This window comes from Pseudomonas vranovensis DSM 16006 (assembly GCF_000425805.1).
Taxonomy (GTDB): Bacteria; Pseudomonadota; Gammaproteobacteria; order Pseudomonadales; family Pseudomonadaceae; genus Aquipseudomonas; species Aquipseudomonas vranovensis.
This window is the reverse complement of record NZ_AUED01000001.1, coordinates 691505-705220: the sequence shown is the minus strand read 5'-3', so window position 1 is coordinate 705220 and position 13716 is coordinate 691505. Positions and strand designations below refer to the sequence as shown.

Annotated in this window: 12 protein-coding genes; 10 read left to right on the top strand and 2 right to left on the bottom strand. The window is 62.0% G+C overall.

The window, feature by feature from the left end; translation table 11 throughout:
• Window positions 1-44: 44 nt before the first annotated feature.
• The 7 genes from tssK to H621_RS0103695 all read left to right on the top strand — a co-directional run bounded on the left by tssK (window position 45) and on the right by H621_RS0103695 (window position 6288).
• Window positions 45-1382, top strand: coding sequence for a type VI secretion system baseplate subunit TssK (tssK, locus tag H621_RS0103725; RefSeq protein ID WP_028942070.1), 1338 nt, complete (start codon window positions 45-47; stop codon window positions 1380-1382).
• Window position 1383: 1 nt separating this feature from the next.
• Window positions 1384-2244, top strand: coding sequence for a type IVB secretion system protein IcmH/DotU (gene icmH, locus H621_RS0103720; protein ID WP_084167917.1), 861 nt, complete (start codon window positions 1384-1386; stop codon window positions 2242-2244).
• Window positions 2245-2387: 143 nt separating this feature from the next.
• Window positions 2388-2906, top strand: coding sequence for an Hcp family type VI secretion system effector (locus tag H621_RS0103715; RefSeq protein WP_028942068.1), 519 nt, complete (start codon window positions 2388-2390; stop codon window positions 2904-2906).
• A gap of 297 nt (window positions 2907-3203) precedes the next feature.
• Window positions 3204-4577, top strand: coding sequence for a nucleotide 5'-monophosphate nucleosidase PpnN (gene ppnN / locus H621_RS0103710; protein ID WP_028942067.1), 1374 nt, complete (start codon window positions 3204-3206; stop codon window positions 4575-4577).
• A gap of 180 nt (window positions 4578-4757) precedes the next feature.
• Window positions 4758-5441, top strand: coding sequence for a TIGR04211 family SH3 domain-containing protein (locus tag H621_RS0103705; RefSeq protein WP_028942066.1), 684 nt, complete (start codon window positions 4758-4760; stop codon window positions 5439-5441).
• 95 nt (window positions 5442-5536) lie between these two features.
• Window positions 5537-6058 carry a methylated-DNA--[protein]-cysteine S-methyltransferase gene (locus H621_RS29085; protein ID WP_051270410.1) on the top strand — a complete coding sequence of 174 codons (522 nt, stop codon included), beginning with the start codon at window positions 5537-5539 and terminating at the stop codon, window positions 6056-6058.
• The gene (locus tag H621_RS0103695; RefSeq protein WP_084167916.1) at window positions 6055-6288 is read left to right on the top strand and encodes an Ada metal-binding domain-containing protein; all 234 of its coding nucleotides are present in this window, start codon (window positions 6055-6057) and stop codon (window positions 6286-6288) included. Before H621_RS29085 ends, H621_RS0103695 begins: the two co-directional genes overlap by 4 nt.
• Window positions 6289-6292: 4 nt before the next feature.
• Here H621_RS0103695 and dsdC read toward each other — a convergent pair whose 3' ends face one another.
• Together dsdC and dsdA are read right to left on the bottom strand one after the other, a co-directional pair.
• Entirely contained in the window at window positions 6293-7231 is a 939-nt protein-coding gene (gene dsdC, locus H621_RS0103690; RefSeq protein ID WP_028942063.1) for a DNA-binding transcriptional regulator DsdC, read from the bottom strand.
• Between the two features lie 2 nt (window positions 7232-7233).
• Entirely contained in the window at window positions 7234-8586 is a 1353-nt protein-coding gene (gene dsdA / locus H621_RS0103685) for a D-serine ammonia-lyase (RefSeq protein ID WP_028942062.1), read from the bottom strand.
• Between the two features lie 179 nt (window positions 8587-8765).
• On the opposite strand from dsdA, the gene fusA reads away from it, so the two are divergent.
• From fusA to H621_RS0103670, 3 genes are all read left to right on the top strand, one after another.
• Window positions 8766-10871, top strand: coding sequence for an elongation factor G (fusA, locus tag H621_RS0103680; protein ID WP_028942061.1), 2106 nt, complete (start codon window positions 8766-8768; stop codon window positions 10869-10871).
• 149 nt (window positions 10872-11020) lie between these two features.
• Complete coding sequence (ligD, locus tag H621_RS0103675; protein ID WP_028942060.1) at window positions 11021-13456, top strand: DNA ligase D; 2436 nt, start codon at window positions 11021-11023, stop codon at window positions 13454-13456.
• Window positions 13453-13713, top strand: a complete 261-nt coding sequence (locus H621_RS0103670; RefSeq protein ID WP_028942059.1) for a hypothetical protein — start codon at window positions 13453-13455, stop codon at window positions 13711-13713. Before ligD ends, H621_RS0103670 begins: the two co-directional genes overlap by 4 nt.
• Window positions 13714-13716 lie beyond the last annotated feature (3 nt).

The window sequence follows — 13716 nt, the reverse complement described above, 5'->3', positions numbered from 1 at the left end:
CTCGCACACCGAAGCAACTCCACTCCATTCCTGGATTTCCACTCATGAGTTCACGCAACCCGGTCATCTGGCGCGAAGGTTTGTTCGTCAAGCCGCAGCACTTTCAACAACAAGCCCGGGCAACCGAGGCAGCGGCGCACCAGCGTTTTTCCAGTTTGAACCCGGCCTTCTACGGATTCAGCGAACTTGAACTGAACCAGGAGTACCTGACCTTCGGTAAAGTCGCCATCACCCGTGCCAGGGGCGTCATGCCCGATGGCAGCGTGTTCGATATTCCCGCCGACATGCCGCCTCCTGCCCCCCTTGAAATACACGACGGCGGTATCGCCAAGCGGGAACTCTACCTGTGCCTGCCATTACGCACAGAAGGCGGCTGCGAAGTGACCTGGCCCGACAGTGAAGCGACCCGCCGCTACATCGCCAGCCCACAGGAGCTCAAAGACACCCATACCCACGATGGCGATCTGGTTCAGGTGGAACTTGCTGTACCCAACCTGCAGATCAAGCTCGACAACGACGACAGCAGCACCTATACCCGGCTTGCCCTGGGCCGGGTACTCGACAAACGCCCCGACGGCAGCCTGCTGATGGACGAGACGTTCTACCCCACCAGCGTGTCCCTGCAGGCGATCCCCGCACTCAAGCGCTTTCTCGATGAGATTTCCGGCATGTTCCGCGAACGTGCGCGCAACCTGGCTACGCGCATCGGATCATCCGGGCAGTCGGGTGTCGCCGATGTGACCGACTTCAACCTGCTGCAGGCCCTGAACCGTTGGTTCCCCTACTTCCAGCACCTGGCGCGTCAGCCCCATGCGCATTCGGAGCAGCTCTATGTTGCCCTTAGCCAGGCCTGTGGCGAGTTGGTGACCTTTACCGATCACCAACGCTTGCCTCAGGAATACCCGGCCTATCAACACAACGCATTGCACACCTCATTTCGGCCGCTGGAAGAGACATTGCGTCGTGCCTTGGGCACCGTGTTGCAACCACGCGCCATTTCGCTGCCAATTTTCGAGCAACAGTACGGTGTTCTAAGCGCCAGCCTGGAAGACAGACGCCTGTTGGACACCGCCGCGTTTGTACTTGCAGTGCGCGCAAACCTGCCAGCAGAAAGTCTGCGCCAGCAATTCTTGCAAAAGGCCAAGGTGGCGTCGCTCGAATCACTGACCGACCTTGTGCAACTGCAACTGCCCGGAATTCCCCTTACCCCCTTGCCCGTGGCGCCGCGCGAGCTGCCGTTTCATGCTGGTTTCAGTTACTTCGAGCTGGAGCGACGCAGCGCCGCCTGGCAAGCCTTGAAAGACAGCACAGGCTTTGGCTTCCACATTGCCGGCGAATTCCCTGACCTCGAGCTGCAGTTCTGGGCCATCAGGAGCGATTGACATGACTCCAGCCGACAACACGCCATATACGCTGGATAAAACGCTTCTGACGGCCCAGCTTCCGCGGCCCCCTGCCAGCACGCACGCAACGCCTGAGCCTGAGAAGGGCTCAACCACGCCATCAGCCAAGGCAGTACTTGATATCCACTATCCGGCAGACCCTGAATTCCAGCTGCGGGGTGGTTTCAAGAACCCGATGGTCGACGCCGCCATGCCACTGTTCGGTCTGGCCATGCGCCTACGCACAACTGATACCCCCAACGACATCGGTGCGTTGTACGCCGATGTACACAATCAGGTCACCACCGTGCTCGAAGAAATTCGCCTTCACCCCTACGAGCCGGCCCAGCAACTGGCCTATTCCTATGCGTTGTGCCTGTACCTGGACGAAAGCGTGTTGGGCACCACGTGGGGCAACAACTCCATCTGGAGCCACAAGCCGCTGCTCAGCGAGTTCCACCACGAGACGTGGGGAGGCGAGAAATTTTTCACCGTATTGTCGCGAATGATGATGGAACCTCAGCGCTACCACGACGTACTGGAGTTCATGTACTTGTGCCTGTGCATGGGGTTGAGGGGCAAATACGCCATTCAGCCCAAAGGCGATGAGGCCTTGCAAGGGATCATCAGCCGATTGCAGCGCATGATCCGTGACCTGCGAGGCACCACTCCCGAACAACTCAGCGACCCGTTGAGCAATGTGGCCTCACGCAACTTTCGCATCAATCGGCAATGGCCCTGGTGGAGTCCCTTGCTGATCGCCGGGGCTCTTCTGGCCACTTTGTATGGCCTCTACACCTACCAGTTGCAAGCGATCACCCATGAGGTGCTGCAGTCGCTGGGCGCAATTCTTCGGCTATAGCCGGCGGCAACCACCAGACCGTTCAAACACCTGACAAGCGCCCGCACTGCCGTTTTGGCAGCCTGGCCTTGTTGCCCACGCCATCTACCGATGGCCACGCTCACAGGCTGTGAGCGTGATTGACAATGAAGCAGGAGATAACCATGCCAACACCCGCCTACATCAAAATCGAAGGGGAAACCCAAGGCAACATCACCCAGGGTGCCTTCACCTCCGACTCGGTCGGCAATGTGTTTGTCGAGGGTCACGAAGATGAAATCCTGGTACAGCAGATCCAGCATCAGGTCACTGTGCCAACCGACCCGCAAAGCGGCCAGCCCGCGGGCCAGCGGGTACACAAGGCGTTCCGGTTCACCAGTTCGCTGAACAAAGCCACTCCGTTGATGTACCAGGCCCTGGCCAGCGGTGAAAAACTGCCGACCGTAGAAGTCAGCTGGTACCGCACCTCGTCCGAGGGCAAGCAGGAGCACTTTTTCACCACCAAGCTTGAGGATGCCACCATCGTCGACATCAACACTGTCTTGCCTCACGCACAAGACGAACAAAACGCCAACTACACCCAGTTGATCGAAGTCGCCATGGCTTACCGCAAGATTACCTGGACCCACACCACCGCTGGCACCGAAGGTTCGGACGACTGGCGCAAGCCGATCGAAGCCTGACCCTGTTACCCCTCATCAGGTCGAGAACAGGTTCGATGCCTGGGTGGGTACACCCAGGCCTTTTCAATTCGCCTTCGACCACGCCGGAGAACTGCCACTTTTCTCATTACTGTGGGCGCAAGGCCAATGGCAACCAAGCGCTGGCACTCAAGCCCGAACGGCTGCTCGACGCCATGCTTGCCATCGGCTGGAGAGCGCAGAACCACACTTGAGCATAAAGCCTCTCGTTGCTGCGACAATTTGTCGGTATGGTGGTATTCGGAAGATGGATGTTTACCCGCTCACAGGAAACCCAGAATGCCCCAACGTGAAGTCATCAATGCCTCCGTAAGCCCAAAAGGCAGCCTTGAAACACTGTCTCAACGTGAAGTCCAGCAACTGAGTGAAGCCGGTTCCGGCAGCCTGTATACCCTGTTCCGCCAATGCGCCCTGGCAATCCTCAACACCGGCGCCCATGTCGACAACGCCAAGACCATTCTCGAAGCCTACAAGGACTTCGAGGTGCGTATTCACCAGCAGGATCGCGGTGTACGCCTGGAGCTGCTCAACGCGCCGGCCGACGCCTTTGTCGATGGCGAGATGATTGCCAGCACCCGCGAGATGCTGTTCAGCGCCCTGCGCGACATCGTCTACACCGAAAGCGAACTGGCCAGCCAGCGCATCGACCTGGAAAGCTCCCAGGGCATTACCGACTACGTCTTCCACCTGCTGCGCAACGCCCGCACCCTGCGCCCGGGCGTGGAGCCGAAGATGGTGGTGTGCTGGGGCGGTCATTCGATCAGTACCGAGGAATACCAGTACACCAAGAAGGTCGGCCATGAGCTGGGCCTGCGCAAGCTGGACGTCTGCACCGGCTGCGGCCCTGGCGTGATGAAAGGCCCGATGAAGGGCGCGACCATCGCCCATGCCAAGCAACGCATGAGCGGCAGCCGCTACCTGGGCCTGACCGAGCCAGGGATCATCGCTGCCGAAGCGCCGAACCCGATCGTCAATGAGTTGGTGATCCTGCCGGATATCGAAAAGCGCCTGGAAGCCTTTGTGCGTGTCGGCCACGGCATCATCATCTTTCCCGGTGGCGCCGGTACCGCCGAAGAGTTCCTGTACCTGCTCGGCATTCTCATGCACCCGGACAACCGCGACCTGCCGTTCCCGGTCATCCTCACCGGGCCGAAGAGCGCCGAGCCGTACCTGCAGCAGCTGCACGCCTTCGTCGGCGCCACCTTGGGCGAAGAGGCGCAAAGCCACTACCAGATCATCATCGACAACCCGGCCGAGGTGGCCCGACAGATGGTCGAAGGGCTCAAGGAGGTCAAGCAGTTCCGTCGCGAGCGCGCCGACGCCTTCCACTTCAACTGGCTGCTGAAGATCGAAGAAGGCTTTCAGCGCCCCTTCGATCCGACCCACGAGAACATGGCCAGCCTGCAGTTGCGCCGCGATCTGCCGGCCCATGAACTGGCCGCCAACCTGCGCCGGGCGTTCTCCGGAATTGTCGCCGGCAACGTCAAGGACAACGGTATCCGCCTGATCGAAGAAAAAGGCCCGTACGAAATCCACGGCGATCCCGTGGTCATGCAGCCCCTGGGCAAACTGCTGGAAGCCTTCGTTGCCCAACACCGCATGAAGCTACCAGGGGGTGCTGAATATGTGCCCTGCTACCGCGTCGTAAGCTGATCCCCTCCTGCGTTTTATTGCGGACACAGCGTGTGTCCGCAATATTTGCTGCCATTTTCCTACACCCTTCAGTGAACCAGCCTACATAAAAGTGGTCTTTGAGCTGGCGGCTTGCGCGCACGCCCACGTTCACCGGCCCAGTCAGCGGGCTTTTATTTTTTATTTCACGCGAAGACCACCATGCCTATCTCTCGTCCTGTTCCTGCGGCGCTCGCCTCCCGTTCTTCCTTTTTCAACCGCTCACGCACCAGGCTGGCGGTCGGCATGCTCGGTGCTTTGCTGAGCGTATCAGGCGTGCTGCAGGCGGAAGAAACCACCAGCAACGAGCGCTGGGTCAGTGACAGCCTGACCACCTACGTACGCAGTGGCCCTACCGATGGCCATCGGATTGTTGGCAACCTCAAGTCCGGACAGAAAGTCACCCTGCTCACGACCCAGGGCAACTACAGCCAGGTGCGTGGCGAGTCCGGCGATACCGTGTGGATTCCCAGCGGCGATCTGCAGAGTGTGCCCGGCCAGGCCGAGCGCGTACCGCAGTTGACCGAGCAGGTCAGCCAACTGAGCGAGAAGCTCAAGACCATCGACGACAGCTGGAAGACTCGCGTGCAAGGGATGCAAGAAACCCTGGATTCGCGCAAGGCGTTGATCGATGAACTGGAAGCCCGCAGCAAGGCGCTCAATGCCGAACTTGCCGACACCCAGTCGGAATTGCGCAGTACCCAGGCGCGCCTGGGCGACGAGAATAAACAGGTGCTGATGCGCTACATGGTGTATGGCGGCGGGATCGCCGGTGCCGGCTTGCTGGCGGGCTTGATTCTGCCAGCCCTGACCCGTGGCCGTAAGCGCAATGATCGTTGGTTCTGATCTGTCGGCAATTCAACCGCAAACAGCGGAGTGACGTCGCTGCGGGATGCCCTTAATCTGCCAGGACTTATCCAGGGAAGATTGAGGCTTTGACGATGTCACCTGCTGAACTGCTGTTATACCGCCTCACCCTGCCCGCCCCGATCGGGCAGGTACTGATCGTCAGCAATGGGCACGAACTGGTCGGCCTGGAGTTCGACGAGCCAGAAATACGCCTGCTACGGCTGCTCCACACCCGCTTCGGCAGTGGCCTCAGATTACGCGAAACAGCGGATCTGGCGCCGTTCAGCACGCCGGTACAAGACTATTTTGCTGGTGACCTGCATGCCCTCGACGCGCTGGCGGTAGCCGCGGGTGGCACCGCCTTTCAACAGCGGGTCTGGACGGCATTGCGGCAGATCCCCACCGGCACCACTCGCACCTACGGACAAATTGCTGTCGCTATCGGCAGCCCCTCGGCGGCGCGGGCAGTAGGCCTGGCCAATGCCTTGAACCCGATAAGCCTGGCCATTCCCTGCCACCGGGTGATCGGCAGTGCAGGCTCACTGACTGGTTACGGTGGTGGTATTGAACGCAAGCGCTGGCTGCTGGAGCACGAACGCAGGGGCTGCCCGTGAGCGGCGGGCCATGGCGTTTGCTGGGCGCCGATGGTGCTGTGTATCTGAGCGATCAACCCGGGCAATTGGGCGGGCACCGCCGCAGCAAGCTCTATGGACGCCTGGATTGCCCCTGCGCACTGCGAGCCATCGCCCGGGGCGGCTATGTGAAGCAGCGGGTATTTTTTTGGGATGCACAGACGGCCCGCGCGGCGGGCTACCGACCCTGCAAGATCTGCAAGCCCTTTTGAGACATCACCCTCCGACGACGGCTGCGCACGCCTGGAGCCACTCGACCATCACCTTGACCCGCAGCGGTAGCGGCTCGCGCGGCGCGTGTACCAGGTAGTAGCCCTGCCCGGCCGTCGGCTCGAAGCCGCCCAACGGCAGTATCAGCAACCCCTGGTCCAGCAGCGGCTGTACCAGGCGCTGGCGCCCCATCGCCACACCGGCATGGTTGCTGGCGGCCAATGCACACAGGTCGGCGCGATCAAAGGTCAGGCCAGCGCTGGGCAGTTGCACCCGGTGTTGTCGGGCCCAGCGCTGCCACTCGGCGTCGAAGGCTGCGTGTTCCCAGGCCAGGGCATCGTGCAACAGGGTGCATTGGTCGAGGCGATCCGGCGCATCAAGCAGGCCGTGGCGCTCGGCATAGGCCCGGCTGCACACCGGCGCCACCTGTTCGGTCATCAACAGGTGGCTGGCCAGGCCGGGAAACTCGCCATCACCATAGAGCAGTGCCAGGTCGATGTGACGGGCACGAAAGTCGACGGCTTCGTTACCGGTACGAATGTCCAGGCTGATCTGCGGGTAGCGTTGCTGGAAGTCCGCCAGCCGCGGCACCAACCAGCATTGGGTGATCGACGGCCGCGCATACAGCGTCAATGCCCCGCTGACGCTGGCGGTCGAGTCCGGTTGCAGGGCTTCCTCCAGGTTTTCCACCACCCCCTGTATCAGGCGGTACAAGCGTTCGCCTTCCGCCGTCAGACGTATGCGTCGGGTCAGGCGCTCGAACAGGCGCAACGAAAGCGCCCGCTCCAGGCGGGCGATGCGATGGCTGACGGCACTCGGCGTCAGGCACAGTTCCTCGGCCGCCAGGGTAAAGCTCAGGTGCCTCGCGGCGACGGCGAAGGTATGCAGGTTGGCGAACTGGGCCCCGGTCAAGCGGGCGCTGAGGCGAGTCGGCAACGTCTGCACAGCTACTGCCCGGCCAATTCAACGCGGCCCTTGGCCAGGTAGGCGTCCATTTCCGTCCGCGGCACCATGCTGCCACCCGTGCCCCAGACCAGATGCGTGGCCTGCGCCATGCGCGTGTCACTGAGCCCCAGGCGCTGGCGATAGCCTTGCTGCTCCTGCAGCACCTGCACCATGCCCGGCACACCGGCCAGTGCCGACGGCTCCAGTTCATGGCCTTCGCAGGCCTGCATTTGCGCCAACAAGCGGTACAGGGTGGCGTCGTCCACCGTGTAGTAGCCATCGATCAGGCGCTGCATGGCCCGCCCGACAAAGCCGGAAGGCCGGCCCACGGCCAGGCCATCGGCGGCGGTGTGGTTGTCGATGCCGAAGTCGTATACCGAGACGTGGTCATGCAGGCCGGTGTAAACGCCGAGCAACATGCATGGCGAATGCGTGGGTTCGGCAAACAGGCAGTGTACGGCGTCGCCGAATACCAGCTTGAGGCCAAACGCCACGCCACCAGGCCCACCGCCCACGCCGCACGGCAGATAGACGAACAGCGGGTGCTCGGCATCCACTGCGATGCCTTGCTCGACAAACTGGCGCTGCAAGCGCTCGGCGGCCACGGCATAGCCGAGGAACAGGTTGCGTGAGTTCTCGTCATCGACGAAATGGCAGTGTGGATCGGCTTCAGCCTCACGACGTCCCTGTTCCACCGCCACGCTGTAGTCGGCGCTGTATTCGCGTACCTCTACACCGTGGGCGCGCAGGCGATCCTTCTTCCATTGCCGGGCATCGGCTGACATGTGAACCGTGGCCTTGAAGCCCAGGCGCGCACTGATGATGCCGATGGACAACCCCAAGTTGCCCGTGGAGCCCACGGCAATGCTGTACTGGCTGAAAAATGCCCGCGCCGCGTCACTGTCCAGCCTGGCGTAGTCATCGCCCGGCTGCAGCAGGCCACCGGCCAGGGCCAGGTCTTCGGCGTGCTTGAGCACCTCGTAGATTCCGCCGCGGGCCTTGATCGACCCGGAAATCGGCAGCAGGTTGTCGGCCTTGAGCCACAACGCGCCGCCTTCTGGCAGTTGATGCTCGGCGCGCAACACTCCCTGCAGGGCGGGCAGCGCCAACAACGGCGATTCGATGATGCCGTGGCTGGCACGGGTTTCGGCGAAGGCCGAGGCTATGAACGGTGCAAACCGCTGTAATCGCGCGCTGGCCTCGCGGACGTCTTCAGCGTTCAGCGGCACATCGCTCAAGGCCTGGGCGCTGGGTGCGATGGCGGGATTGAACCAGCTGGTTGCCCGCAACGCTACCAGCTCGGCGATCAGCGGGTGAGTCTGGCACCAGGCATCGACAGTCTTTTCCAGCGGCATTACGGTACTCCCTTGGCAATCGGATAGAACGATTAAGCGTCAGGCACCGGGCGCTTTACAACCGATGGTTGCTCACAGCATGGATGATCCCTGTTCAACCATGCGCCGCCGTGCAAGCCTGCCTACTTCTGCTACCTTGGGATTACCCCCTTCTCCGCATTTCGCACAGGTGACCCCTCATGGCGCGCACCACCCCCATCGAGCTGTACCGCAACATCGGCATCGTCGCCCATGTTGATGCCGGCAAGACCACCACCACCGAACGCATCCTGTTCTACACCGGGGTCAACCACAAGATGGGCGAGGTGCATGACGGCGCCGCAACCATGGACTGGATGGCCCAGGAGCAAGAGCGCGGCATCACCATCACTTCAGCCGCCACCACGGCGTTCTGGCAGGGCTCGACCAAGCAGTTCCCCGACAAGTACCGCTTCAACATCATCGACACCCCCGGCCACGTCGATTTCACCATCGAGGTGGAGCGATCGCTGCGGGTACTCGACGGAGCGGTGGTGGTGTTCAGCGGCGCCGATGGGGTGGAACCGCAATCGGAAACAGTCTGGCGCCAGGCCAACAAGTACCACGTCCCGCGCATGGCCTACGTCAACAAAATGGACCGCCAGGGCGCTGATTTTCTCAAGGTGGTCAAGCAGATCGACCAGCGCCTGGGGCACCACCCGGTCCCCATCCAGCTGTCGATTGGCGCCGAGGAACACTTCGTCGGCCAGATCGACCTGGTGAAGATGAAAGCCATCTACTGGAACGAAGACGACCAGGGCACCAGCTATCGCGAGGAAGCCATTCCCGCCGACATGCAGGACCTGGCCAATGAGTGGCGTGCCCACATGATCGAGGCAGCCGCCGAGGCCAATGACGAGTTCATGGAGCTGTACCTCAATGGCCAGGAACTGAGCAATGAACAGATCAAGGCCGGGCTGCGCCAGCGCACCCTGGCCAATGAAATCGTCCCGGCCATCTGCGGCTCCTCGTTCAAGAACAAGGGCGTGCCCCTGATGCTCGATGCGGTGATCGACTACCTGCCGGCACCGTCGGAAATCCCGGCCATCCACGGCACCGACCCCGACGACGAAGAGAAACACCTGGAGCGTCACGCCGACGACAATGAACCGTTCTCGGCCCTGGCGTTCAAGATTGCCACCGACCCCTTCGTCGGTACCCTGACCTTCGCCCGGGTGTACTCCGGCGTCCTGAGTTCGGGCAATGCCGTGCTCAACTCGGTCAAGGGCAAGAAGGAGCGGATTGGCCGCATGGTGCAGATGCATGCCAACCAGCGCGCCGAAATAAAGGACGTGTGCGCCGGCGACATCGCCGCGCTGATCGGCATGAAGGACGTCACCACCGGTGACACCCTGTGCGACATCAACAAGCCTATCATCCTCGAACGCATGGACTTTCCCGACCCGGTGATCTCGGTGGCGGTAGAGCCCAAGACCAAGGCCGACCAGGAGAAAATGGGCATTGCCCTGAGCAAGCTGGCCCAGGAGGACCCGTCGTTCCGGGTACGCACCGACGAAGAAACCGCGCAGACGATCATCTCCGGCATGGGTGAGCTGCACCTGGACATCATCGTCGACCGCATGCGCCGCGAGTTCGGGGTCGAGGCCAACATCGGCAAGCCGCAGGTGGCCTACCGCGAAAAAATCACCAGGACGTGCGAAATCGAAGGCAAGTTCGTGCGCCAGTCCGGTGGCCGTGGCCAGTACGGGCATTGCTGGATCCGCTTCGCCCCGGGAGAAGAAGGCAAGGAAGGCCTGGAGTTCGTCAACGAAGTGGTCGGTGGCGTAGTGCCGCGCGAGTATATCCCGGCGATCCAGAAAGGCATCGAAGAGCAGATGCAAAACGGTGTGGTGGCCGGGTATCCGCTGATCGGCTTGAAAGCGACCGTGTTCGATGGTTCGTACCACGACGTCGACTCCAACGAGATGGCCTTCAAGGTGGCCGCCTCCATGGCGACCAAACAACTGAAGGAAAAAGGCGGCGCCGTGCTGCTGGAGCCGGTGATGAAAGTCGAAGTGGTGACACCTGAGGAATACCAGGGTGACATCATGGGTGACCTGAGTCGACGTCGCGGGGTCATTCAGGAAGGTGGCGAGACCCCGGCTGGCAAAGTGGTGCGGGCCGAGGTGCCGCTGGGCGAGATGTTCGGCTACTCCACCCAGATGCGCTCCATGACCCAGGGCCGGGCGAGCTACACCATGGAATTCACCAAGTATGCCGAGGCACCGGCGAGCATTGCCGACGCGATCATCAAGAAACAGGGCTGACCACCGTGGGAGTGGGCTTGCCCCGCGATAGCGATCTCCAGTCACATCGCTATCGCGGGCAAGCCCGCTTGCGCACCAATACGATTGAACTCCCGCACCCGCCGCTTTTCCCAAGCTAACAAGCAGCCGAAAAGCCGCAGGTCACTGCCATGCCCAAGCCGTTGCAGGAATACGCGCACAAGCGCAATTTCGACGCCACCCCGGAACCTGCTGGAGCGCGCTTGCCCCGCGAATCAAGCGGCGCCCTGCAGTATTGCATCCAGAAGCACGACGCCAGCCACCTGCACTACGACTTCCGCCTGGAACTCGACGGCACCCTGAAAAGCTGGGCCATCCCCAAGGGGCCATCGCTGGATCCCAAGGTACGACGCCTGGCCGTTCATGTCGAAGACCATCCGCTGGACTACGCCAACTTCGAAGGCCATATTCCTGAAGGTCACTACGGCGCCGGTGATGTCATCGTCTGGGACCGTGGCGTGTGGCTGCCCGAAGGCGACCCACACAAAGACTATGCCAAGGGCAAACTGCGCTTTCGCCTGCAGGGCGAGAAACTCTCCGGTACCTGGAACCTGTTTCGCACCCACCTGGCCGGCAAGAAAGAACAATGGCTACTGGTCAAGTCGGCTGATACCCAGGCTCGCCCCGAAGCCGAGTACAACGTGCTGGAAGCCGAGCCCGACAGCGTCCTGAGCGACCGCACCCTGGTCACGGACAAGCCGCCTAGACCCCGTAGACCCCGGGCGAAAAAAGCCCCTCTCCCCGACAGTCTGAAACCCCAACTGGCCACTCTTGTGGAATCCCCTCCGGAAGGTGACTGGCGCTATGAGGTGAAGTTCGACGGCTACCGCGTCCTGGCTCGTATCGACCATGGCAAGGTGCAACTGTTCACCCGCAACGGCCACGACTGGACTGCCAAGCTGGCCCGTCAGGCTGCCGCCCTCAAGACACTGAAGCTTGAATCGGCCTGGCTCGATGGCGAAATGGTGGTGAACAACAGCGAAGGCGTAGCAGATTTCCAGGCCTTGCAGAACGCCTTCGACAGTGCCAGCGACGCGTCCATCCTCTACTACCTGTTCGATGCACCCTACCTCAACGGCGTCGACCTGCGCCCGTGTCCGCTGGAGCAGCGTCGGGCCGCGCTGGCCAAGGTACTGGAAGATGCAGACGACAGCTGCGTGCGCTTTTCCGCCGATTTCGACCAAACGCCTCAGGCCCTGCTCGACAGCGCCTGCCGCCTGCAACTCGAAGGCCTGATCGGCAAGCGCGCCGGCAGCCCCTACGTCAGCCGGCGCAGCAGCGACTGGATCAAGCTCAAGTGCAAGCAGCGCCAGGAATTCGTGGTCATTGGCTTCACCGATCCCAAGGGCAGCCGCGAAGCGTTCGGCGCATTGCTGCTGGGCCTGCATGACCCCGACACTGGCGAGCTGCGCTATGCCGGCAAGGTCGGAACCGGCTTCGACAGCGCCGGCCTCAAACGCATTCACCAGCGCCTGAGCCCGTTGCAGATCAAAAAAACACCGCTGGCCCAGCCGCCTGCCGGGGCCGAGGCGCACGGCGTGCACTGGCTCAAGCCCCAGGTGCTTGCCGAGGTCTCATACGCCCAGATGACCCGCGATGGCATCGTGCGCCACTCGGTGTTCCACGGCCTGCGCGATGACAAACCGGCCCGCGCCATCAGCCTGGAGCAGCCTGTGAAAACGCCGCCAAGTACCTCATGCCTGCACCTGACTCATCCCGAGCGCATTGTCGATGCCAGCACCGACGCTACCAAGCGCGACATCGCCGAGTACTACGCCCACGTGGCGCCCTGGATCCTGCCGCACCTCAAGCGCCGGCCGGTGGCACTGGTACGCGCCCCCGACGGTCTGGCCGGTGAGCTGTTCTTCCAGAAAAACGCCGCCCAGCTGAACCTTCCCGACGTTGAAAGCCACGACAAGGCCGAGACAGGCCAGGCCGTGATGATCATCGACCAGGCCAATACGCTGCTCGGTGCAGTGCAGATGAACACCCTTGAACTGCACACCTGGAACGCCACCGCCCAGGACTTCGACAAGCCGGACCGGCTGGTGCTCGACCTTGACCCCGATCCTGCCCTGCCCTGGAAAGCCATGCTCGAAGCCACTCAACTGACCCTGACGCTGCTGGATGAACTGGGTTTGCAGGTGTTTCTGAAAACCAGCGGCGGCAAAGGCATGCACCTTGTCGTGCCCCTCACCCGCCGCGCTGGCTGGGATGAGGTCAAGGCCTTCAGCCATGCCATCGTCAAGCACCTGGCCGGGCTGTTTCCAGAGCGCCTGTCGGCTGTCTCCGGGCCGAAAAACCGCGTGGGGCGGATCTTCATCGACTACCTGCGCAACGGCAAGGGCGCCACCACCGTGTGCGCCTACTCCTTGCGCGCTCGCGAAGGCTTGCCGGTTTCGGTACCGATCCATCGCGAGGAGTTGACCGAACTCAAGGGCGCCAACCAGTGGACACTGCACACCGTTGGCGAGCGCCTGGCCGAAGGCGATGATCCCTGGGCCGGTTACGCCAAGGTTCGCCAATCGATTACCAAAGACATGCGCCGCCGCCTGGGGCTTGAATGATGCGCGATCTGAACCTGATCGACCTGCTGCAATGGCCGGCCATGCTCACCACTGTGCTGGCCGCCTGGTGGATTGGCTCGCGCAAGCCCCAGCGCCGGCGCATCGGTTTTGCCTGCTTTCTGGCCAGTAATCTGCTTTGGACGCTCTGGGGCTGGCATGCACAGGCCTGGGCGCTGATCGTGCTGCAAATCTGCCTGTGCGCCATGAACCTGCGCGGGCTGAAAAAAACCACACCGGCCCAGGAGCAACGCTCATGACCC

What these genes read in the sequence shown, in the direction of transcription:
- H621_RS29085 (WP_051270410.1), top strand. Translation starts at nt 5,537, where the DNA reads ATGTCACCTGCTGAACTGCTGTTATACCGCCTCACCCTGCCCGCCCCG.
- icmH (WP_084167917.1), top strand. Translation starts at nt 1,384, where the DNA reads ATGACTCCAGCCGACAACACGCCATATACGCTGGATAAAACGCTTCTG.
- dsdA (WP_028942062.1), bottom strand. Translation starts at nt 8,586, where the DNA reads ATGCCGCTGGAAAAGACTGTCGATGCCTGGTGCCAGACTCACCCGCTG.
- fusA (WP_028942061.1), top strand. Translation starts at nt 8,766, where the DNA reads ATGGCGCGCACCACCCCCATCGAGCTGTACCGCAACATCGGCATCGTC.
- ligD (WP_028942060.1), top strand. Translation starts at nt 11,021, where the DNA reads ATGCCCAAGCCGTTGCAGGAATACGCGCACAAGCGCAATTTCGACGCC.
- tssK (WP_028942070.1), top strand. Translation starts at nt 45, where the DNA reads ATGAGTTCACGCAACCCGGTCATCTGGCGCGAAGGTTTGTTCGTCAAG.
- ppnN (WP_028942067.1), top strand. Translation starts at nt 3,204, where the DNA reads ATGCCCCAACGTGAAGTCATCAATGCCTCCGTAAGCCCAAAAGGCAGC.
- H621_RS0103715 (WP_028942068.1), top strand. Translation starts at nt 2,388, where the DNA reads ATGCCAACACCCGCCTACATCAAAATCGAAGGGGAAACCCAAGGCAAC.
- H621_RS0103705 (WP_028942066.1), top strand. Translation starts at nt 4,758, where the DNA reads ATGCCTATCTCTCGTCCTGTTCCTGCGGCGCTCGCCTCCCGTTCTTCC.
- H621_RS0103670 (WP_028942059.1), top strand. Translation starts at nt 13,453, where the DNA reads ATGATGCGCGATCTGAACCTGATCGACCTGCTGCAATGGCCGGCCATG.